Annotated in this window: 21 protein-coding genes; 14 read left to right on the top strand and 7 right to left on the bottom strand. The window is 58.0% G+C overall.

The features are described from left to right. Positions 1-2: 2 nt before the first annotated feature. The 6 genes from BMX80_RS16450 to BMX80_RS16425 all read right to left on the bottom strand — a co-directional run bounded on the left by BMX80_RS16450 (position 3) and on the right by BMX80_RS16425 (position 3,363). Complete coding sequence (locus BMX80_RS16450) at positions 3-242, bottom strand: BolA family protein (RefSeq protein WP_071872007.1); 240 nt, start codon at positions 240-242, stop codon at positions 3-5. Between the two features lie 105 nt (positions 243-347). After that, positions 348-635 carry an STAS domain-containing protein gene (locus BMX80_RS16445; protein WP_074870509.1) on the bottom strand — a complete coding sequence of 96 codons (288 nt, stop codon included), beginning with the start codon at positions 633-635 and terminating at the stop codon, positions 348-350. Next, positions 635-1,270 carry an MlaC/ttg2D family ABC transporter substrate-binding protein gene (locus BMX80_RS16440; protein ID WP_071872149.1) on the bottom strand — a complete coding sequence of 212 codons (636 nt, stop codon included), beginning with the start codon at positions 1,268-1,270 and terminating at the stop codon, positions 635-637. The genes BMX80_RS16445 and BMX80_RS16440 overlap by 1 nt, the downstream gene beginning before the upstream one ends. Positions 1,271-1,293: 23 nt before the next feature. Continuing rightward, positions 1,294-1,758, bottom strand: a complete 465-nt coding sequence (mlaD, locus tag BMX80_RS16435) for an outer membrane lipid asymmetry maintenance protein MlaD (protein ID WP_071872005.1) — start codon at positions 1,756-1,758, stop codon at positions 1,294-1,296. Next, positions 1,758-2,555, bottom strand: coding sequence for a lipid asymmetry maintenance ABC transporter permease subunit MlaE (mlaE, locus tag BMX80_RS16430; RefSeq protein ID WP_071872004.1), 798 nt, complete (start codon positions 2,553-2,555; stop codon positions 1,758-1,760). Before mlaE ends, mlaD begins: the two co-directional genes overlap by 1 nt. Further along, a complete protein-coding gene (locus BMX80_RS16425) occupies positions 2,548-3,363 on the bottom strand; it encodes an ATP-binding cassette domain-containing protein (protein ID WP_071872003.1) in 816 nt (271 codons plus the stop codon). The genes mlaE and BMX80_RS16425 overlap by 8 nt, the downstream gene beginning before the upstream one ends. Positions 3,364-3,598: 235 nt before the next feature. On the opposite strand from BMX80_RS16425, the gene BMX80_RS16420 reads away from it, so the two are divergent. From BMX80_RS16420 to BMX80_RS16355, 14 genes are all read left to right on the top strand, one after another. Further along, positions 3,599-4,573, top strand: coding sequence for a KpsF/GutQ family sugar-phosphate isomerase (locus tag BMX80_RS16420; RefSeq protein WP_071872002.1), 975 nt, complete (start codon positions 3,599-3,601; stop codon positions 4,571-4,573). Beyond that, complete coding sequence (locus tag BMX80_RS16415) at positions 4,573-5,103, top strand: KdsC family phosphatase (RefSeq protein WP_074870507.1); 531 nt, start codon at positions 4,573-4,575, stop codon at positions 5,101-5,103. The genes BMX80_RS16420 and BMX80_RS16415 overlap by 1 nt, the downstream gene beginning before the upstream one ends. Positions 5,104-5,111: 8 nt before the next feature. Beyond that, on the top strand, positions 5,112-5,681 hold the full coding sequence (gene lptC / locus BMX80_RS16410) for an LPS export ABC transporter periplasmic protein LptC (protein WP_074870505.1): 570 nt from the start codon (positions 5,112-5,114) through the stop codon (positions 5,679-5,681). Beyond that, positions 5,668-6,198 (top strand): lipopolysaccharide transport periplasmic protein LptA, encoded by a 531-nt coding sequence (gene lptA / locus BMX80_RS16405; RefSeq protein WP_071871999.1) that lies wholly within the window; start codon positions 5,668-5,670, stop codon positions 6,196-6,198. The genes lptC and lptA overlap by 14 nt, the downstream gene beginning before the upstream one ends. Next, positions 6,198-6,923: an LPS export ABC transporter ATP-binding protein gene (lptB, locus tag BMX80_RS16400; RefSeq protein ID WP_071871998.1), complete on the top strand. Its 726-nt coding sequence runs from the start codon at positions 6,198-6,200 to the stop codon at positions 6,921-6,923. Before lptA ends, lptB begins: the two co-directional genes overlap by 1 nt. A 174-nt stretch (positions 6,924-7,097) precedes the next feature. Next, entirely contained in the window at positions 7,098-8,600 is a 1,503-nt protein-coding gene (locus tag BMX80_RS16395) for an RNA polymerase factor sigma-54 (protein ID WP_071871997.1), read from the top strand. 81 nt (positions 8,601-8,681) lie between these two features. Then, positions 8,682-8,990 (top strand): ribosome hibernation-promoting factor, HPF/YfiA family, encoded by a 309-nt coding sequence (gene hpf / locus BMX80_RS16390; protein ID WP_071871996.1) that lies wholly within the window; start codon positions 8,682-8,684, stop codon positions 8,988-8,990. Between the two features lie 18 nt (positions 8,991-9,008). Further along, entirely contained in the window at positions 9,009-9,473 is a 465-nt protein-coding gene (gene ptsN, locus BMX80_RS16385) for a PTS IIA-like nitrogen regulatory protein PtsN (protein ID WP_071871995.1), read from the top strand. Position 9,474: 1 nt separating this feature from the next. Beyond that, complete coding sequence (rapZ, locus tag BMX80_RS16380) at positions 9,475-10,335, top strand: RNase adapter RapZ (RefSeq protein WP_071871994.1); 861 nt, start codon at positions 9,475-9,477, stop codon at positions 10,333-10,335. Positions 10,336-10,343: 8 nt separating this feature from the next. Further along, a complete protein-coding gene (locus tag BMX80_RS16375) occupies positions 10,344-10,616 on the top strand; it encodes an HPr family phosphocarrier protein (protein ID WP_074870503.1) in 273 nt (90 codons plus the stop codon). Positions 10,617-10,681: 65 nt separating this feature from the next. Next, entirely contained in the window at positions 10,682-12,034 is a 1,353-nt protein-coding gene (gene mgtE / locus BMX80_RS16370) for a magnesium transporter (protein ID WP_071871992.1), read from the top strand. Between the two features lie 104 nt (positions 12,035-12,138). Next, positions 12,139-13,983 (top strand): adenylate/guanylate cyclase domain-containing protein, encoded by a 1,845-nt coding sequence (locus BMX80_RS16365; RefSeq protein ID WP_074870501.1) that lies wholly within the window; start codon positions 12,139-12,141, stop codon positions 13,981-13,983. Continuing rightward, positions 13,980-14,474, top strand: coding sequence for an SH3 domain-containing protein (locus BMX80_RS16360; protein WP_074870499.1), 495 nt, complete (start codon positions 13,980-13,982; stop codon positions 14,472-14,474). The genes BMX80_RS16365 and BMX80_RS16360 overlap by 4 nt, the downstream gene beginning before the upstream one ends. Before the next feature lie 10 nt (positions 14,475-14,484). Beyond that, on the top strand, positions 14,485-15,375 hold the full coding sequence (locus tag BMX80_RS16355) for a M48 family metalloprotease (RefSeq protein WP_074870497.1): 891 nt from the start codon (positions 14,485-14,487) through the stop codon (positions 15,373-15,375). Here the strand turns inward: BMX80_RS16355 and BMX80_RS16350 are convergent. Then, the gene (locus tag BMX80_RS16350; protein ID WP_074870495.1) at positions 15,357-17,318 is read right to left on the bottom strand and encodes an HD domain-containing phosphohydrolase; all 1,962 of its coding nucleotides are present in this window, start codon (positions 17,316-17,318) and stop codon (positions 15,357-15,359) included. The two genes, BMX80_RS16355 and BMX80_RS16350, sit on opposite strands and share 19 nt — an antisense overlap. Positions 17,319-17,342 lie beyond the last annotated feature (24 nt).

The following is a 17,342-nucleotide window of genomic DNA, read 5'->3' as shown; positions in this document are numbered from 1 at the left end:
TCTCAGTTGCGCTCGGCCCAGGCCGCGCGGGTAAAGAAATTCATCGTGACAGCGTGCATGCTGCCATCGGCAATCCAGTGATTGAGCTGTGCGTACACACGCTGTTGACGCTGCACAGGGCGCAAAGCGGCTAACTCATCGCTGATCAAATTCAAGGTGAAGTTGCAGCCTTCGCCTTCGACTTCAACCTGTGTGTCGGCCAGTTGGCTTTCCAGATGACGTTTTACGTCGAGCGCTTGCATGGCGGTCCTCAAACAACTGCGCCCCTAGCGGGCGAAAAGAACGCCGAATAATACAGGAAAGCCGGTGAACTGAGCCACCGGCTTTCCTGTTTAACGCTGCCAGAATTAGACCAGAAGCTCTGTCAGCTCAGTGACTTGCGCCATTTGCTGCAGGTCATGCGGCAGGCCTTGAATCCGCAGCGTTTGCTGGCGAGCCGCCGCCGCACGCTTTAACACCAGCAGCAACGACAAACCCACGCTGTTGGATTTTTCCACGCCACTGCAATCCACCACGACCGCCTGCCCAGCATCACGCAGCAGGCGCTCTGCCTCTTGGCGCACTGCCACTACGCTGCGGTGGTCTAGCACACCAGAGAGTTTAAGCAGACTGCCTTGCAAGCTGGCGGCGGCCATTACTGCTGATCCTCAGCGGCTTTACGCGCACGCGCCACGGTGTCCGCCCACGAGTCGATCACTTTATCCATGTTGTTGCCGTTGCGGCGCATGGCGTCGGCGAACTGGTCGCGGAACAACTTGCCGACATTGATGCCTTCAATGATCACATTGCGCAGCTGCCATTGGCCGGCGTTGTTGACCATGGTGTAGCTGACCTTATACAGCGCGCCGTTATCGCCCTGCACTTCCATATCCACACTGGCGCGCTCTGCGCTGTCGCGGCCATTACTGGGCAGCACGCGAATCGCTTGATTGTTGTACGACAACAGCGCGTTGCCATAGAACTGCACCAAGCTGCGCTTGAAAGTTTCTTCAAAGCGGCTCATTTGATCTTTTGAAGCGCGACCGATGAACTTGGCCGTCATCACGCCACGCGCAATACCCGGAAAATCGGTCACCGGACTCAAGATGCCATTGAGCGACTGATAGAACAGCTCGGGGTCTTGCTGAAACTCGGCACGGCGAGTGGTCAGCTCGTGGATCATCTGGTCAACGGTCTTCTGCACAACTTGCTGCGCGGTATTGGCCTGCGCCGCCAACGGCAGCAGCACGGCAAAGCAAAACAGAATCGGCGCAAATAACTTTTTCATCAGCAAACTCTCTTAACGCTTCCTAGTTACTCGTCTTTATTGACGGAGTTGAGCAGGAACTTACCAATCAATTCTTCCAACACCAGTGCCGACTGGGTATCACGAATGGTGTCACCTTCAGCCAACAGCTCTTCATCGCCACCAACACTGATGCCGATGTATTTCTCACCCAGCAAACCCGCGGTCAGAATGGAAGCGGTAGAGTCGGTCGGCAGGTTATTCACATCACCGCGAATATCCATCGCCACACGACCCATATAACTGTCGCGATCCAGATCAATACCCACCACCTTACCGATGGTGACGCCCGCCATAGTGACTTTGGCACGCACCGATAAGCCGGAAATATTGTCGAAATAAGCATAGACCCGGTAAGTGTCCTGCGTGCTGGCCACGGTTAAGCCGCTTACGCGCAGCGCCAACAACAGCAATGCCAGCAATCCCGCTAGCAGGAACAGCCCGACACTGATTTCCAAAGTACGGGTTTTCATCAGTAATCTCCGAACATCAGAGCAGTCAAAATAAAGTCCAAGCCCAGCACTGCCAGCGAGGCATGAACCACGGTACGTGTGGTCGCCCGACTGATGCCTTCCGAAGTTGGCTCACAGTCGTAGCCCTGGAACACAGCGATCCAAGTCACCACAATGGCGAACACCACGCTTTTGATGGTGCCGTTGAGCACATCATCAAAGAAGTCCACCGAATTCTGCATGTTGCTCCAGTAGGAGCCTTCAAAAACGCCCAGCCAATCGACGGCCACCATGCTGCCGCCCCAAATGCCGACCACACTAAAAATGCAGGCCAACAGCGGCATGGAAATAAAGCCCGCCCACAGGCGCGGGGCGATAACGTACTTGAGCGGATCGACACCGATCATCTCGAGGCTAGACAGCTGCTCGGTCGACTTCATATTGCCGATCTCAGCGGTCAACGCCGAACCCGCACGCCCGGCGAATAACAGCGCCGTCACCACGGGGCCTAATTCACGCAGCAAGGTCAGAGCCACCATCTGCCCGACGGCTTGCTCTGAGCCGTAATCCGAGAGGATGTTGTAACCCTGCAGGGCCAATACCATGCCAATAAACAGCCCCGACACGACAATAATCGCCAGTGACAAGACGCCAACGGCATACAGTTGTTTCATCAATAGCTCGAAGCGATTGCCAAACGAGGCACGCCCGCCCAGCGCCATGAGCAAAAACACCACCGAGCGACCAAGCGCCTCAACCACCGCGATACCCGAGCGGCCGAGCAACGCTAAGCGATCGAGCATGGATTTGTTACGCATGACCACCTCCCAGTAAATCGTCGGCCAACTTAGCGGCCGGGAAGTGGAACGGCACCGGGCCGTCCGGATCGCCTTTCATAAATTGGCGAATCCGTGGGTTATCAGACTCCATCAAAGATTCCGGCGTGCCATGGCCCAACACCTGGGAGTCACCCACCACATAGATGTAGTCGGCAATGCTGGCGGTTTCTGCTAGGTCATGGGAGACCACCACACTGGTGATCCCCAAGGCATCGTTAAGCTTGCGAATCAAACGCACCAAAACACCCATAGCAATCGGGTCTTGGCCGACGAACGGCTCGTCATAGAGGAGAATTTCCGGATCCAAGGCAATCGCCCGCGCCAGTGCCACACGGCGCTTCATGCCACCAGAGAGCTCATCGGGCATCAGATCGATAGCGCCGCGCAGGCCCACCGCTTGCAACTTCATTAAGACGATGTCGCGAATCATGTCATCGGGCAGCGCTGTGTGTACGCGCAGCGGAAAAGCCACGTTTTCAAACACACTTAAATCGGTAAATAAAGCGCCGCTTTGGAACAGCACGCCCATGCGCTTACGCAGGTCAAACAAATCGCTGCGCGAGAGTGCAGGCACGTTGCTACCCGCCACCCAAATCTCACCCTTCTCGGCGCGTAATTGAGCACCGATCAAGCGCAGCAAAGTGGTTTTACCGCAGCCTGAAGGCCCCATAATGCCGGTGACCTTGCCGCGGGGGATGACGATATCCACGTCCTTAAAGATGAAGCGTTCGCCGCGCTTGAAGGAAACCCCCTTCAACTCAACGGCGTAGCGAGCGTCAGACGTCATGCCGACTCCTTGTAAAACCATCCGATCAGCGCCAAACGCGCCGCATTAAACGGGCAAATTACCCCCAACAGTAAGGGCTTCCTGCCCGAGCAGGCGCGCGGCGCGCACTATATCACTGGCAAGACGCCTTACCAAAGCCATCCGGCACGCTTATTGCCCAACTCTGTAGCTGCTTCACACCCCCGCCATGGTTTCAAGGTATACTGCCGGGCTTTCTATCGTCGCCGATAAAACCATGAGCCAGACGCACCCGCATTTGCTGTCCGCGCAACGCACGATTGCCCTTGAGCGCGACGCCATCAACGATCTTCTCGAACAAATCGACCAGCATTTTATTCGCGCGTGCGAGCTGATTTTGGCCTGCGCCGGTCGCGTGGTCGTGGTCGGCATGGGCAAGTCGGGGCACATTGGCAACAAGCTAGCCGCCACCTTGGCCAGCACCGGCACCCCAGCGTTCTTCGTGCACCCCGCCGAAGCCAGCCACGGCGACATGGGCATGATCACTAAAGATGACGTAGTGATCGCCCTGTCTAACTCTGGCTCGACCAGCGAAATCGTCACCCTGCTGCCGCTGATTAAGCGCTTGGGCATCCCGCTGATCAGCATCACCGGCAACCCAGATTCAGCACTGGCACGCAGCGCCGATGCAGCACTAAATGCCCGCGTTGCCGAGGAAGCCTGTCCGCTCAACTTGGCGCCCACCTCGTCAACCACCGTGGCACTGGTACTCGGCGATGCGCTAGCGATTGCCTTATTAGAAGCGCGCGGCTTTACCGCTGAAGACTTTGCCTTCTCGCACCCCGGCGGCGCCCTGGGCCGACGTTTGCTGCTTAAAGTCGATGACATCATGCACAGTGGCGAACGCTTCCCCCAAGTTAGCCCACACACGTCGGTAAAAGACGCCCTGCTGGAAATGACCCGTAAAGGCTTGGGCTTAACCGCCGTCATTGATGAGCAAGGCCGTCTGGCCGGCATCTTTACCGATGGCGACTTGCGCCGCACGCTCGACAAGCCCATCGACCTCGCCAACACGCGTATCGATGCTGTGATGACCAAAGCCTGCAAAACCGCACAAGCCGGGCATCTGGCCGCCGAAGCGCTGAACATCATGGAACAATTTAAGATTGGCGGCTTAATCGTCGTAGATGAGCACGAGCGCCCCGTTGGCGCGCTGAATATGCACGATTTGCTGCGTGCGGGAGTCGTTTAATGAACCAAGAACTCATCCAACGCGCGCAAAAGATTCGCCTCGCCGTGCTTGATGTCGACGGCGTACTGACCGACGGCAAGCTGTACTTTCTCCCCGATGGCAGTGAGTTTAAAACCTTCAATACCTTGGACGGCCACGGCATCAAGATGCTCATGCAGGCCGGCATCCAAACCGCCATCATCACCGGGCGCAGCAGCCCCGTGGTGGAGCGACGCGCGAAGAACCTCGGCATTCAGCATTTATTCCAAGGCCGCGAAGACAAATTCGTTGCCTTGCAAGAGCTGCTCAGCAGCCTCAGCGATGCACCAACGCTTGAGCAAGTAGCCTACTTGGGCGACGATTTACCCGACCTACCCGCCATTCGCCGAGTGGGCCTGGGCATGGCCGTGGCCAGCGCCGACAGCTTTGTTCGCCAGCACGCCCATGGTGTCACCATTGCCGCTGGCGGTGCGGGTGCGGCACGCGAGTTTTGTGAATTTATTTTACGCGCACAGGGCAAATTGGACGCCCTGCAAGAGCACTATCTTTGAGGGACAGCATGCCACGCTATCTGCAAATTCTCTTATTAAGCATTGCCGGGCTGGGGCTTTTAGCAGTGGGCTACTGGAACATCAGCCCAGATAGCTTTAACAAGCCAGCAGCCGTCGGCCAGCAAAACCAAGACATCGACTATTTTGTGGTCGGCGCGACCAGCCGCGAGTTCAAAGCTGACGGCAGCCAAAAGTACTTTATGACTGCCACGCGCTTAGACCACGTGCAAGCCAGTGACATCACTCACGTTAGCGTGCCGCACCTAAAGCTGTTTCGCAGCGACGAAAGCCAACCTTGGGTGGTTGACGCACTGAAAGGCGAAGTCGGCCCCGGCGGCAAAGAGGTCGAGCTGATCGATCAAGTCAACATCGACCACCTCGACGTCAAACAACGCCGCACGCAACTGCAAACCTCGCGCCTGACGGTTATTCCTGACAAGGATTATGCCGAAACCGCACAACCCGTTAGAATCGACGCCGCAAACGGAGTCACCACCGCCACCGGTATGCGCGCCTACCTTAAAGAAGGCCGCATGCAACTGCTTTCAAATGTAAGAGGACAGCATGAAGCGCCTTGATTTTTCTGCCGGCCTACTCGGCCTGAGCCTGCTGCTGGGATGCATGCATAGCTGGGCACTGCCGTCGGATCGCGAGCAGCCCATTCGTATTCAAGCCGACGCCGCCGAACTCGACGACCGCCAAGGCGTTGCCGTGTATACCGGCAGCGTGGTGGTTACCCAAGGCAGCCTGCGCATCACCGGTGAAAAGGTCACCCTGACCCGCGACGCCAGCGGCGAAGTCGATGTAGTGACCGCTACCGGCAACCTCGCGCAGTACCAGCAGCAGCCTTCCAGCGACAAACAACTGGTCAAAGCCTGGGGCAAAACCATTCAGTACAAAGCCGCCAATGAGCGCATCATCCTCATCGACCAAGCCAAGGTCGTGCAGGAAGGCAACACCTTCGAAGGCGAAAAAATCGTTTACGACACGGCTCGCCAGATCGTCAATGCCGGCCGCGCCACGGGCAGCAATGTCAGCAGCCCGCGCCCACGTATCGACATGGTTATTCAGCCGAAGAAGAAACAGGACAACTAATGGCAATCCTGAAGGCTCAACACCTGGCCAAAAGTTACAACAAGCGCCAAGTGGTGCGTGATGTGTCGGTTGCCATTGAAAGCGGTCAAGTCGTAGGTCTGCTCGGCCCCAACGGCGCCGGCAAAACCACCTGCTTTTATATGATCGTAGGCTTGGTGGGTGCCGACCAAGGCCGCGTCATGATTGACGACCTCGACGTTACCCGCCGCCCCATGCATGGCCGTGCGCGCGCCGGCATTGGCTATTTGCCGCAAGAAGCGTCGATTTTCCGCAAGCTCACCGTGGCGGAAAACATCATGGGCATTCTGGAAACCCGCAGCGAGCTATCCCGCAGCCAGCGCCGCGAGATGCTGGAAAGCCTACTGCACGAGTTCCACATTACCCATATCCGCGACAGCCTCGGCATGAGCCTGTCCGGTGGTGAGCGCCGCCGGGTAGAAATCGCCCGTGCACTGGCCACCGAACCGCGTTTTATTCTGCTCGACGAGCCGTTTGCCGGTGTTGACCCCATCTCGGTCGGCGACATCAAGCAAATCATTCAGCAGCTGAAAGACCGTGGCATCGGCGTGCTGATCACCGACCACAACGTGCGCGAAACACTAGACATATGTGAGCACGCTTACATTGTTAGCGAAGGTCGCCTGATCGCCGAAGGCAGTGCCGCCGAAGTACTGGCTAACCAACAAGTGCGCGATGTGTACTTGGGTGAAAGCTTCCGCCTGTAATCTTTTCACGCGCGCCTTGCGTAGAGGCGCGCAGTTTTCCGCAGCTTTTCTCCTCTACGCCTAGGCAAAACCACCTAAGTCGGGCATATAATTTGCTAAAGCGCTCTCGCGCTTGGCTTCCGCAGTGATCGCCGCCTTGCGGCGCTTTGAAGACAAGGTGCTAAGCTTCCGCTCATGAAACCTACGCTCGTCCTAAAAATGGGCCAGCAGCTGACAATGACCCCGCAGCTGCAGCAAGCCATCCGCCTCCTGCAACTTTCCACGCTGGATTTGCGCCAAGAAATCCAAGAGGCGCTGGACTCCAACCCCATGCTGGAAATGCCCGAAGACGGCGACGATGACCACAGCGCCGACAACGACAGCAACGAGAGCGACGGCGACGACATCCAGCACCCCGAGCCGAGCAAGATCGAGGCACTGAACAGCGACAACGCCAGCCCCGATGACCTCGACGCCAATCAATGGGAAGACCGCATCCCCAACGAATTACCCGTCGATACCGCTTGGGAAGACATCTACCAAACCTCCGCCAGCAGCCTGCCCGCCTCCAGCGATGATGAGTGGGACTTCACTCAACGCACCAGCAGCGGCGAGAGCCTGCAAAGCCACTTGCTCTGGCAGTTGAATCTACTGCCGCTGAATGATCGTGATCGCATGATCGCCATCACCTTGATCGACGCCATCAACAGCGACGGCTATCTCGAGGAAACCCTCGAAGAAATTCTCAGCGCCTTCGATGCAGAGCTAGATATCGAACTCGACGAAGTCGAAATGGTGCTGCACCACATCCAGCAGTTTGAGCCCGTCGGCATTGCCGCACGCAATTTAGGCGAGTGCCTGACCCTGCAGCTGCGCCAATTGCCCGAGGATGTGCCACTGCTAGCGCAAGCCAAGCGCTTGGTGAATGACTACTTAGACGTACTCGGCAGCCGCGATTACAGCCAACTGATGCGCCGCATGAAGCTCAGCGAAGACGAGCTCAAAGGCATCATCACTCTGATCCAAACGCTTAACCCGCGCCCTGCTGCGCAGATCAGCGCCGAAGAGCCGGAGTACGTCACCCCTGATGTGATCGTCACCCGCGATAACGGCCGTTGGCTGGTGGAACTGAACAGCGATGCTATGCCGCGTCTGCGGGTTAATCGCCAGTACTCATCGATGGTCAAACGCGCCGACAACAGCGCCGACAACAGCTACATGCGCAACCAGCTGCAAGAAGCGCGTTGGTTTATCAAAAGCCTGCAAAGCCGCAACGAAACCCTGATGAAAGTCTCCACGCAAATCGTTGAGCAACAGCGCGGCTTTTTGGAGTACGGCGAAGAGGCCATGAAACCCATGGTGCTGGCCGATATTGCCGAGGCCGTGGGCATGCATGAGTCGACCATTTCGCGGGTTACTACGCAAAAATTCATGCACACCCCGCGCGGTATTTTTGAGCTGAAATACTTCTTCTCCAGCCACGTTAGCACCGCTGAAGGTGGCGAGTGTTCGTCCACCGCCATCCGCGCCATGATCAAGAAATTGGTCAGCGCGGAAAACCCGAAAAAGCCGTTGAGCGACAGTAAGATCGCTGGTTTACTGGAAGAACAAGGCATTCAGGTCGCCCGTCGCACCATCGCCAAATACCGTGAGTCTCTCGGCATTTTGTCATCCAGCGAACGCAAACGACTGGTGTGATTTTTTTGATCTGAAGCAGGCATCCGTCTGGCAGGTTAGCTAACCTGTCAGTAAAACCACGGGCAACAAGGAGACAGCTGTATGCAAGTCAACATCAGTGGCCATCAGCTTGAAGTAACTGAACCCCTGCGCGAGTACATCCAGGAGAAACTGAAAAAACTGGAACGCCATTTCGACAAAATCACCAATGTGCAAGTCACCATGGAAGTCGAAAAGCTGCGCCAGAAAGTGGAAGCCACCTTACACGTTACCGGCGCTGCGATTGCCGCCAACGCCGAGCACGATGACATGTACGCCGCCATCGACCTGCTGACCGACAAGCTCGATCGCCAACTGATCAAGCACAAAGAAAAACATAACGACCGTCAAAACGGCGTTAATGCCCGTTAATTCACGACTTATTACTCTATGATCCGACTGGAGCATATCCTGACCCCTGAACGTTCTTTAGTGAACGTTCAGGGCGGCAGCAAAAAACGCGTTCTCGAACACATTGCCGAGCTGGTCGCTAAAGACCAACCTGGCTTAAGTGCCGATAACATCTTCGACAGCCTGATTGGCCGCGAGCGACTGGGCTCCACGGGCTTTGGCAACGGTATTGCCATTCCCCACTGCCGCATTCCCGGCGCCAGCGAGCCGCTAAGTTTGGTCATGCATTTGGCCAACGCCATCGACTTCGACGCCCTCGACGGCGCGCCGGTAGATCTGCTGTTTGTGCTGTTGGTGCCTGAAGAAGCCACCGACGAACACTTAGAGCTACTCAGCCAAATCGCCGGCCTGCTCGATAAAGCCGATATTCGTCAGCAGCTACGCGCCGCCGACAGCAACCAAGCGCTGTACCAAACCATCGTCACCCTGCAGCAGGCGGCCTAACATGCGCCTGATTGTCGTCAGTGGCCGCTCCGGCTCAGGCAAAAGTACCGCCCTGAATGTGCTGGAAGATCACGGCTTTTACTGCATCGACAATCTACCTGCCGGCCTGTTGATCGACTTGGCTGAGCGCACCTTGCCCAGCCAAGACTTGCTCTACCCCAAAGTGGCCGTCTCAATTGACGCGCGCAACTTGCCCAGCCAGCTGGAGCGCTTTCCCGAGCTGCTGCAAGAAGTGCGCAGTCGCAACATTCGTTGCGATGTGGTGTACCTCGATGCGGCCGACGAAATTTTGCTCAAACGCTTTTCGGAAACGCGCCGCAAACACCCGCTAACGGGTAACGATCGCTCGCTGGCCGAAGCCATCGCCGATGAAGCCAAGCTGCTCTCGAGCATTAGCGATCTGTGCGACCTCAAAGTCGACACCAGCGAGCTAAACCTCTATCAACTCAAAGACTTACTCAAGCTGCGCTTATTGGCCGAGCCTGAGCCGGGCACGGCTTTTCTGCTAGAATCGTTTGGCTTCAAGCGTGGCGTACCGGTCGATGCCGATGTGGTATTTGATGTGCGCTGCCTGCCCAATCCGTATTGGAAGCCGGATATTCGCGGCTTTTCCGGACTGGACCAGCCAGTGATCGACTACCTCAAGGCGCAGCCCGAGGTGGACGAAATGTTCAGCGACATCTTCACTTACCTGAGCAAATGGCTACCGCGCTTTGCCGCCAGTAATCGCTCGTATGTCACCGTAGCGATTGGCTGTACCGGCGGGCATCACCGCTCGGTGTACATTGCCGAGCAGTTAGCCGCCGCCCTAAAACCCAGTTTGCGCCATGTGCAGGTCCGTCACCGTGATTTGCACGGCTAAGGACCCGCATGCCAAGTACCGACATCCTCATCATCAATAAACTGGGCCTGCATGCCCGCGCCGCTGCCAAACTGGTAGGCGTGGCTACGCAGTTTCAGGCCAAGGTGAGTGTCGGCCGTAACGCGGAAAAACTGGTCGACGGCAAAAGCATCATGTCCGTGATGATGCTCGCCGCCGCCAAGGGCTCCACCTTGCATGTACACACCGAAGGAAACGATGCCGATCAGGCGCTCGAGGCCGTGATTGGCCTGATCAACAATCGCTTTGACGAACCTGAATAGCTGGCGTGACTTGACTAGTTAGTCACCCGTCACACCCGCCGATTGAGCAAAACAGGGAGCTTGTCATGGCCGACATCGAAAACGCCCAGCACATCGATATTCATGCCCTCGAGGAAATGCTCGAGAGTGGCGTGTCGCGCCCTGTTCGCCGTCAGCTCAACAGTTTAAGCGGCGCCGATTGCGCCCACTTACTGACCAGCCTGCCGCAGCGCCAGCGTAATTTGCTCTGGCCACTGATCGACGAAGAGCTCAAGCCCGAGGTGCTCGCGCACCTGCCCGAAGACATCCGCCAGTACTACATCGCGCACATGGATGCCGACGAGCTGGCCGAACTGATCGAAGAACTCGACACCGACGACCTCGCCGACCTGCTGCAAGAGTTGCCCGAGGCCATCACCCAGCAAGTGCTGCAATCGCTGGAAGATGAAGACCGCCAGCGCGTTGAGCAAGTCATGGCGTTCGAGGAAGACAGCGCCGGCGGCTTGATGAACACCGACGTCATCAGCGTGCGCCCCACCCACACGCTCGACGTGGTGTTGCGCTACCTGCGCCGTTTTGACGAACTGCCGCCGATGACCGACAGCCTGATGGTGGTGAACCGTCAGGAAGACTTTATTGGCGTGCTGCCACTGTCACGCATTTTGATTTCCGACCCCGAGCTCAGCGTGCGCGAGCTGATGGACACCGACATCGAAGCCATTCCCGCCGACATGCCATCGCACGAAGTGGCCGAACTGTTTGCCCGCGACGACTTAGTCTCCGCGCCGGTAGTCGATATTCACGGCAAGCTGCTTGGCCGTATCACCATTGACGATGCCGTCGACGTTATGCGTGACGAGGCCGACCACTCACTGCTCGCCTCGGTCGGTCTGGATGAAGAAGAAGACACCTTCGCCCCCGCGCGCAAAGCCGCCAAAGGCCGCGCCATCTGGCTAGGCATTAACCTGATCACCGCGTTTATCGCCTCGGCGGTAATTGGCCTGTTTGATGCCACCATCGAAAAAGTCGTCGCCTTGGCGATCTTGATGCCCGTGGTCGCCAGCATGGGCGGCATTGCCGGCAGCCAAACTTTAACGCTGATTATTCGCGGCATGGCCTTGGGGCAAATCAACCCCGGCAACGCCAGCTGGCTGCTACGCCGCGAAGTGGTGGTCAGCCTATTGAATGGCGTGCTCTGGGCCTTAGTGATCGCCGCCGTGGCGGTGGCCTGGTTTAAAGACCCGACCATCGGCATCGTGATTGGCGCCGCGATTGTCATCAACCTGCTCGCCGCAGCGCTGGCCGGCGCGTTGATTCCGCAAATCTTAAAGAAGATGGACATCGACCCCGCTCTGGCGGGCGGTGTGATTCTCACCACCGTGACCGACGTGGTTGGCTTTATGGCCTTCCTCGGCTTAGCCACGCTGTTTTACGCCTAAACTAAGCACGGCAAAATCAGCACTCCACCCGCCCAACGTCTACAGTTGAAAGTACTCCGGCGCGTTGCGCCATACCGTGGTGCCGCGCGCCACAAGGAGTGCTGGTGGCCTCCCCTGTCCTCGCGCATTCACTTCGCGCCTACTGGCTTGGCTTAGCTGGGCTCGGGCTGAGCCTGCTGTTACTCAGCCATTTTTCGGCGCTGTTATACGCGCCTAGCCAAACCTATTTAGACTGGCTAACTCGCGAGCGCGCAGCAACTCGCACGGCAGACCCTCGCCTTGTACTCATCGATATCGACGACCTCAGCCTCACCGCGCTCAGTGCCGAAGCCGGGCCCTGGCCTTGGCCACGCGCCATACATGCCGAGCTGCTCGATTTCCTAACCACGCAAACACCTAGCGCGGTGATTTTTGATCTGTTGTTCAGTGAGGCAGATACCCAGCTACCCGCTGCTGACGCCTACTTCAATGAAGCACTGGCCCGTGCCCCACATAGCTACCTCGCCATGCTTGTGCAGCAGGCACAAACACCCAGCCAAGCGCCACTGTTAAGCAGCTACCCCGCCAGTCTCTGGCGTGCACCAGCACAGCGCGGGCACAACGACAGCCGCGCCTTACTGTTAACCCCGAATGCTATTGAGGCTAACCTCTGGCGCAGCGGCCACATCAACCTCAGCACCGATGCCGATGGCGTAGCGCGCCGCCACCAACTGTTTTGGCAACACGATGGTTGGCGCCTCCCCAGTCTGCCCGCGCGAGTTGCCCACGACTTGCAGATGCCGCTGCCCACTAGCCAAGAGTGGCTGATCGACTGGCCCAGTGCACAGCGCACCCCGCATAGCCGCGTTAGTTATGCCAACGTGCTGGCCGTCGCTCGCGGCCAACTAGCCCTCAGCGCCATCCCCAATTTGCAGCAGCGCCTCATCGTGATTGGCACCAGCGCCAGCGGTCTGCACGACATTCGCCGCACGCCCATCGACCCGCTTTACCCTGCGCCATTTATTCTCACCAGCGTGCTCGACAACCTGCTCAATGGCCACGCGCTGCAGCGCTTACCAGCGCTGAGTAGCCTGATAGCCAGTTCGCTAATACTGTTTTTAAGCTGCCTGCTGTTTGCCAAGGCCCAGCCGCGTTATGCCTATGCACTATTGGCAGCGTATCTAACGAGCTTGGCACTCGGCAGTTGGTGGTTAGCGCGGCAGGGTTGGCTGCTGGATATTGTGCCCAGCGCAGCCAGCCTCATGCTGGTTAGCCTCATGGCCTTGGCTATGCTGCACCGGCAGCGGCAACTGCAACTGGAAAGCACAGTGCGCGTGTTCAACCGCTTTATGGACCCCAACGTCGTGCACGCCTTGCTCTCGCGGGAAGACCCCGAAGCCCTGCTCAGCAGCAAAGAGTGCCAAATCACCGTGTTGTTCTCTGATATCCGCAGTTTTACTAGCTTGTCGGAACAACGTCCGCCGCGCGAAATCGTCGCCTTGCTGGAAGGCTACTTTGCGCGCCAAGTCGATGTGCTGTTCCAGCATCAAGCCACGCTCGACAAGTTTATCGGCGATGCGGTGATGGCCTTCTGGGGCGCGCCTCTGGATACCCCCGACCACGCTCGTCTGGCAATCGAAGCGGCCTTGCAAATGCTCGACAACCTAGAGGCCTTTCGCCGCGACTACCAGTGCCCAGAGTTCGATATCGGCATTGGCATTCACACCGGACCAGCGGTCGTCGGCTTGATCGGCGCCTCGCAACGCTACGACTACACTGCCATTGGAGACACCGTTAATTTAGCCAGTCGCATCGAAGGCCTTACCAAAGGCCGCGCCAGCCTGCTGGTTTCGGCCGCCACTCGCGCAGCGTGTGCCGAGCACTTTGACTTTACCCCGCAAGGTGCGCATCAGGTTAAAGGCCGCCTTGAAGCCGTTGAGCTCTTCACCCCGCACAGGAGAGCACCATGAAAGTAACCCTGCCGCTCGCCGGCCTGCTCTTCGCCTTAACGGCCCTGCTCAGCCACGCCTGGGCAAACCAAGCGGCCTTCACCAGCCAAGCCACCCAACTGCGCTTAACGCCCGCCCATCAAGCCAGCGCTGTACAAGCCCTGCCTGCCAACCAATCGCTGACGCTGCTAAAGCGCGAAGGCGGCTGGTATCAGGTCAAGCTTGCTAATGGCCAAGAAGGCTGGCTGCCCTTACTGCATGTGCGCCTAGCCCCCAGCAACAACCAGCAACGCAGCGACCTTGGCCAACTACTGGGCAGCACCAGCGCCAGCCAAGGCAGCACGCTGAGCAGTGGCGTACGCGGTGTTAACGAAGAACAACTGAGCGGCCCGAGCAGCAGCCTGCCTGCTGACCTACAGCCGCTGGACCGTTACCGCGCCAACGCCGAACAAGCACGCGCCTTTGCCGCGCAAGCGCCGCTGCGCAGCGAAACGCTGGACTACCCACGCTAACGGAGGCCCCATGTCTCGACATTACTGGCCGCGCGCCTTATTGCTCCTCAGCTTGGGCCTATTCACCGGCTGCCAAGGTGTCGAAGGCCTCAGCATACAAGGCGTCGACTTAGGCAACCTCGTTAGCGCTGGGCGCAACCTCGGCAACCTCGGCGCCAAAGACCTCGACGAAGAGCAACAGATCGGCCAAGGCGCGACCAGCGTGCTGCTAGAAAAAGCGCCATTGCTGGCCGATCAACGCATTCAGCGCTACGTGAATTTGGTCGGCGTATGGATTGCCTTGCACAGCGAACGCCCCGAACTAGCGTGGCGGTTTGCCGTGCTCGACAGCCCCAGCGTGGGCGCCTATGCAGCCCCTGGCGGCTATATCGTGATCACCAACGGCTTATTGCAGCGCCTCAACAGCGAGGCTGAGTTAGCCGGCGTACTCGCCCATGAAATTGCCCATGTCGTGCAAAAGCACCACCTCACCGCCTTACAGCAGCAGGCGCAAAGCGGCCTGCTTAGCGATTTAGCCCTGCTCGCGGCGCAAGCCAGCCAAGTCAGTCGACAAGGCGGCATGAGCAGCAAAGACACCGCGATGGGCGAGCGCTTCAAGCAAAGTGTCAGCGACCTGTACAGCCGTGGCCTGCAACGCAGCGATGAGTACGAAGCCGACACCATGGGAGTCGTGTTAGCGCGGCGTGCCGGCTACGACGCCTATGGCCTGGCCAGTGTGCTGCAATTAATGAGCAGTGAGCGCGCCGACACCCCGGCGCTGGTGAGCTTCCTTAAGGTGCACCCCAACTTAGGCGACCGCCTGCAAGCGTTGGAGAAGACCTATCAATACCTCGACAAGCAAGCACCCAACAGCGGCGCCACCTTAGCAGAGCGTTATCAAGGCTATGTACTTTTGCCCTGATGATGGCTGTCGTGATTGCAGCTGGGCTCGTAATCACACACATGATGGCTAAACGGCGGCGCCTGATGCGGGGAGCTCGCCACCGCCGGCAAAAAGCAGCGTGAATCAATAAAGACCTGTACTAAGTCTTGATCTAACAAGCCACTTTTCACCTCGCTCTGCAGCACATCCAAAGCCCGCTCTACTGGCATCGCCGGCTTATAAGGGCGATCAGCAGCGGTTAGCGCATCGAAGATGTCGCAAATCGTCATGATCCGCGAAGCACAGGGAATATCGTCACCGCTCAACCCATAGGGATAGCCGCTGCCATTGAGCTTTTCATGGTGCGCCGCAGCAATTTTCGGCACGGCTTGCAGGTCGGGCGTCCAAGGAATCAGATTCAGAAAGTCGCGGGTATGTACTACGTGGCGCTCAATTTCTTCGCGCTCTTCGGGGGTCAGACTGCCTTTACGCACGGCCAGCGCGCAGAACTCGCCTTCATCCAACAGGCTGATCAAGCGATTATCCGGTGCTTTCACCAGCTCACTCTGCACCTCACGCAAATCCGCGAAATCGCCCTCACTGAGCATGGTCGGCTCGTTCGCCGCCACAATGCGCGCTAAGTAGTTGTCCAGCCGTGAGCACTCTTGAGCTAATTCAAGCTCCATAAGCGCGCGTTGTTCGTCACTCAACCCGCCCTGACTACGACAGGCCGCCAGCATTCGCCGCAAGCAGTGGTTGGTGAGGTTCTCTTTGGCTAACGCCACGCGGTAGTGCAGGTTCTCCAGCACAGTATCGTTAAGCTTGCGTGCCTTCGTTAGCACATGCTCACGCACGCCAACCTTGCCAAAGTCATGCAACAGCGCGGCATAGCGCAGCTCGCGCAAGGCCTGCGCCGAAAAGCGCTGCTGGCGCAAATGCGCTTGTGGCGCATTAGCCAGCTGCCCTGCCAGCGCTAAGCACAACTCGGCGACACGAAACGAATGGCCGCTAGTGGTCGGGTCGCGCTGCTCAATCGCAAACACCGAGGCCTGCACAAAACCATCGAATAACCGGCTGATGTCATCCAACAACTGGCGATTCTCAATCGCCACCGCCGCCTGACTGGCCAACGCGCGTAACGAAGCGGCCACCTCTTCGCTAAATGGCAAGCAGTGCAAGGGCTCGCCGGCTTGGGCCTCACTGTGCCGATTAATAAACTCCAGCACGCCAACCACCTCTTGCCGGTGATTGAGCATCGGTATCGCCAGCAAAGACTCGGTGCGATAACCCATCTGCAAATCGAACGAACGGTTAAAGCGATACGGCGCATCCGCCGCCAGCGCATACACATTCGGCAGGTTGAGCTCCTCACTGGTCAGCGCCACATAGCCCACAATCGACGCCTTGCTTAACGGCAGACGTTGCGACTGAAATTGGCTGGTATTGAGGCTGGCGTTTTGGGTGAGTTTGAACAACAACTGTTCGGCCTCGCCCGCGCGGCGCTCGATCAAGAACAGTGAAGCCGCATCACAATGTGACAAGCGGCGGCCTTCTTCGAGGATTTTTTCCAGCAGACAATCCAGATCGCGCTCTGCTGAGAGCGCCAAGCCGACATCCACCAACTGGCGCAAATCGGCATCTTTCTTGTGCAAGGCACCCGCCAGCTCAGCGGTAATCTGCTGCAAGCGCTGCTGCTCCACAGCAAAACCGAGCAAGGCACATAGCTCATCAGGCGAAGCTTGCAGCGGCAGCGGCAGCACTCCCGGCAGCGCCCGAAAGCTCAGCAACCCCGCCCCTGTCTGCTGCCACTGGGTTAGCGGCGCGACATCCAACAGGGCGTCATCCAGCAACACCAACTGGCACGGCAGCGGGGCCTCGGCATTGTGCAGCAGTTGCAACTGTAGGCCGGCCACTTGCAAGGCCGCCCACCCCGGTTGCTCGGTAGCGGCACTGGAATGCCCTAAAACAAAGGTATCGGCCATGACGAGGCCTCGTTAGACTCAAGC

It is taken from the genome of Atopomonas hussainii (assembly GCF_900109735.1).
GTDB lineage: Bacteria > Pseudomonadota > Gammaproteobacteria > Pseudomonadales > Pseudomonadaceae > Atopomonas > Atopomonas hussainii.
This window is presented reverse-complemented; position numbering and strand designations above follow the sequence as displayed.

Excerpts from the sequence above, each read along its gene's own strand:
- BMX80_RS16450 (WP_071872007.1), bottom strand. The coding sequence starts at position 242 with ATGCAAGCGCTCGACGTAAAACGTCATCTGGAAAGCCAACTGGCCGAC.
- BMX80_RS16445 (WP_074870509.1), bottom strand. The coding sequence starts at position 635 with ATGGCCGCCGCCAGCTTGCAAGGCAGTCTGCTTAAACTCTCTGGTGTG.
- mlaD (WP_071872005.1), bottom strand. The coding sequence starts at position 1,758 with ATGAAAACCCGTACTTTGGAAATCAGTGTCGGGCTGTTCCTGCTAGCG.
- mlaE (WP_071872004.1), bottom strand. The coding sequence starts at position 2,555 with ATGCGTAACAAATCCATGCTCGATCGCTTAGCGTTGCTCGGCCGCTCG.
- BMX80_RS16425 (WP_071872003.1), bottom strand. The coding sequence starts at position 3,363 with ATGACGTCTGACGCTCGCTACGCCGTTGAGTTGAAGGGGGTTTCCTTC.
- BMX80_RS16420 (WP_071872002.1), top strand. The coding sequence starts at position 3,599 with ATGAGCCAGACGCACCCGCATTTGCTGTCCGCGCAACGCACGATTGCC.
- BMX80_RS16415 (WP_074870507.1), top strand. The coding sequence starts at position 4,573 with ATGAACCAAGAACTCATCCAACGCGCGCAAAAGATTCGCCTCGCCGTG.
- lptC (WP_074870505.1), top strand. The coding sequence starts at position 5,112 with ATGCCACGCTATCTGCAAATTCTCTTATTAAGCATTGCCGGGCTGGGG.
- lptA (WP_071871999.1), top strand. The coding sequence starts at position 5,668 with ATGAAGCGCCTTGATTTTTCTGCCGGCCTACTCGGCCTGAGCCTGCTG.
- lptB (WP_071871998.1), top strand. The coding sequence starts at position 6,198 with ATGGCAATCCTGAAGGCTCAACACCTGGCCAAAAGTTACAACAAGCGC.
- BMX80_RS16395 (WP_071871997.1), top strand. The coding sequence starts at position 7,098 with ATGAAACCTACGCTCGTCCTAAAAATGGGCCAGCAGCTGACAATGACC.
- hpf (WP_071871996.1), top strand. The coding sequence starts at position 8,682 with ATGCAAGTCAACATCAGTGGCCATCAGCTTGAAGTAACTGAACCCCTG.
- ptsN (WP_071871995.1), top strand. The coding sequence starts at position 9,009 with ATGATCCGACTGGAGCATATCCTGACCCCTGAACGTTCTTTAGTGAAC.
- rapZ (WP_071871994.1), top strand. The coding sequence starts at position 9,475 with ATGCGCCTGATTGTCGTCAGTGGCCGCTCCGGCTCAGGCAAAAGTACC.
- BMX80_RS16375 (WP_074870503.1), top strand. The coding sequence starts at position 10,344 with ATGCCAAGTACCGACATCCTCATCATCAATAAACTGGGCCTGCATGCC.
- mgtE (WP_071871992.1), top strand. The coding sequence starts at position 10,682 with ATGGCCGACATCGAAAACGCCCAGCACATCGATATTCATGCCCTCGAG.
- BMX80_RS16360 (WP_074870499.1), top strand. The coding sequence starts at position 13,980 with ATGAAAGTAACCCTGCCGCTCGCCGGCCTGCTCTTCGCCTTAACGGCC.
- BMX80_RS16355 (WP_074870497.1), top strand. The coding sequence starts at position 14,485 with ATGTCTCGACATTACTGGCCGCGCGCCTTATTGCTCCTCAGCTTGGGC.
- BMX80_RS16350 (WP_074870495.1), bottom strand. The coding sequence starts at position 17,318 with ATGGCCGATACCTTTGTTTTAGGGCATTCCAGTGCCGCTACCGAGCAA.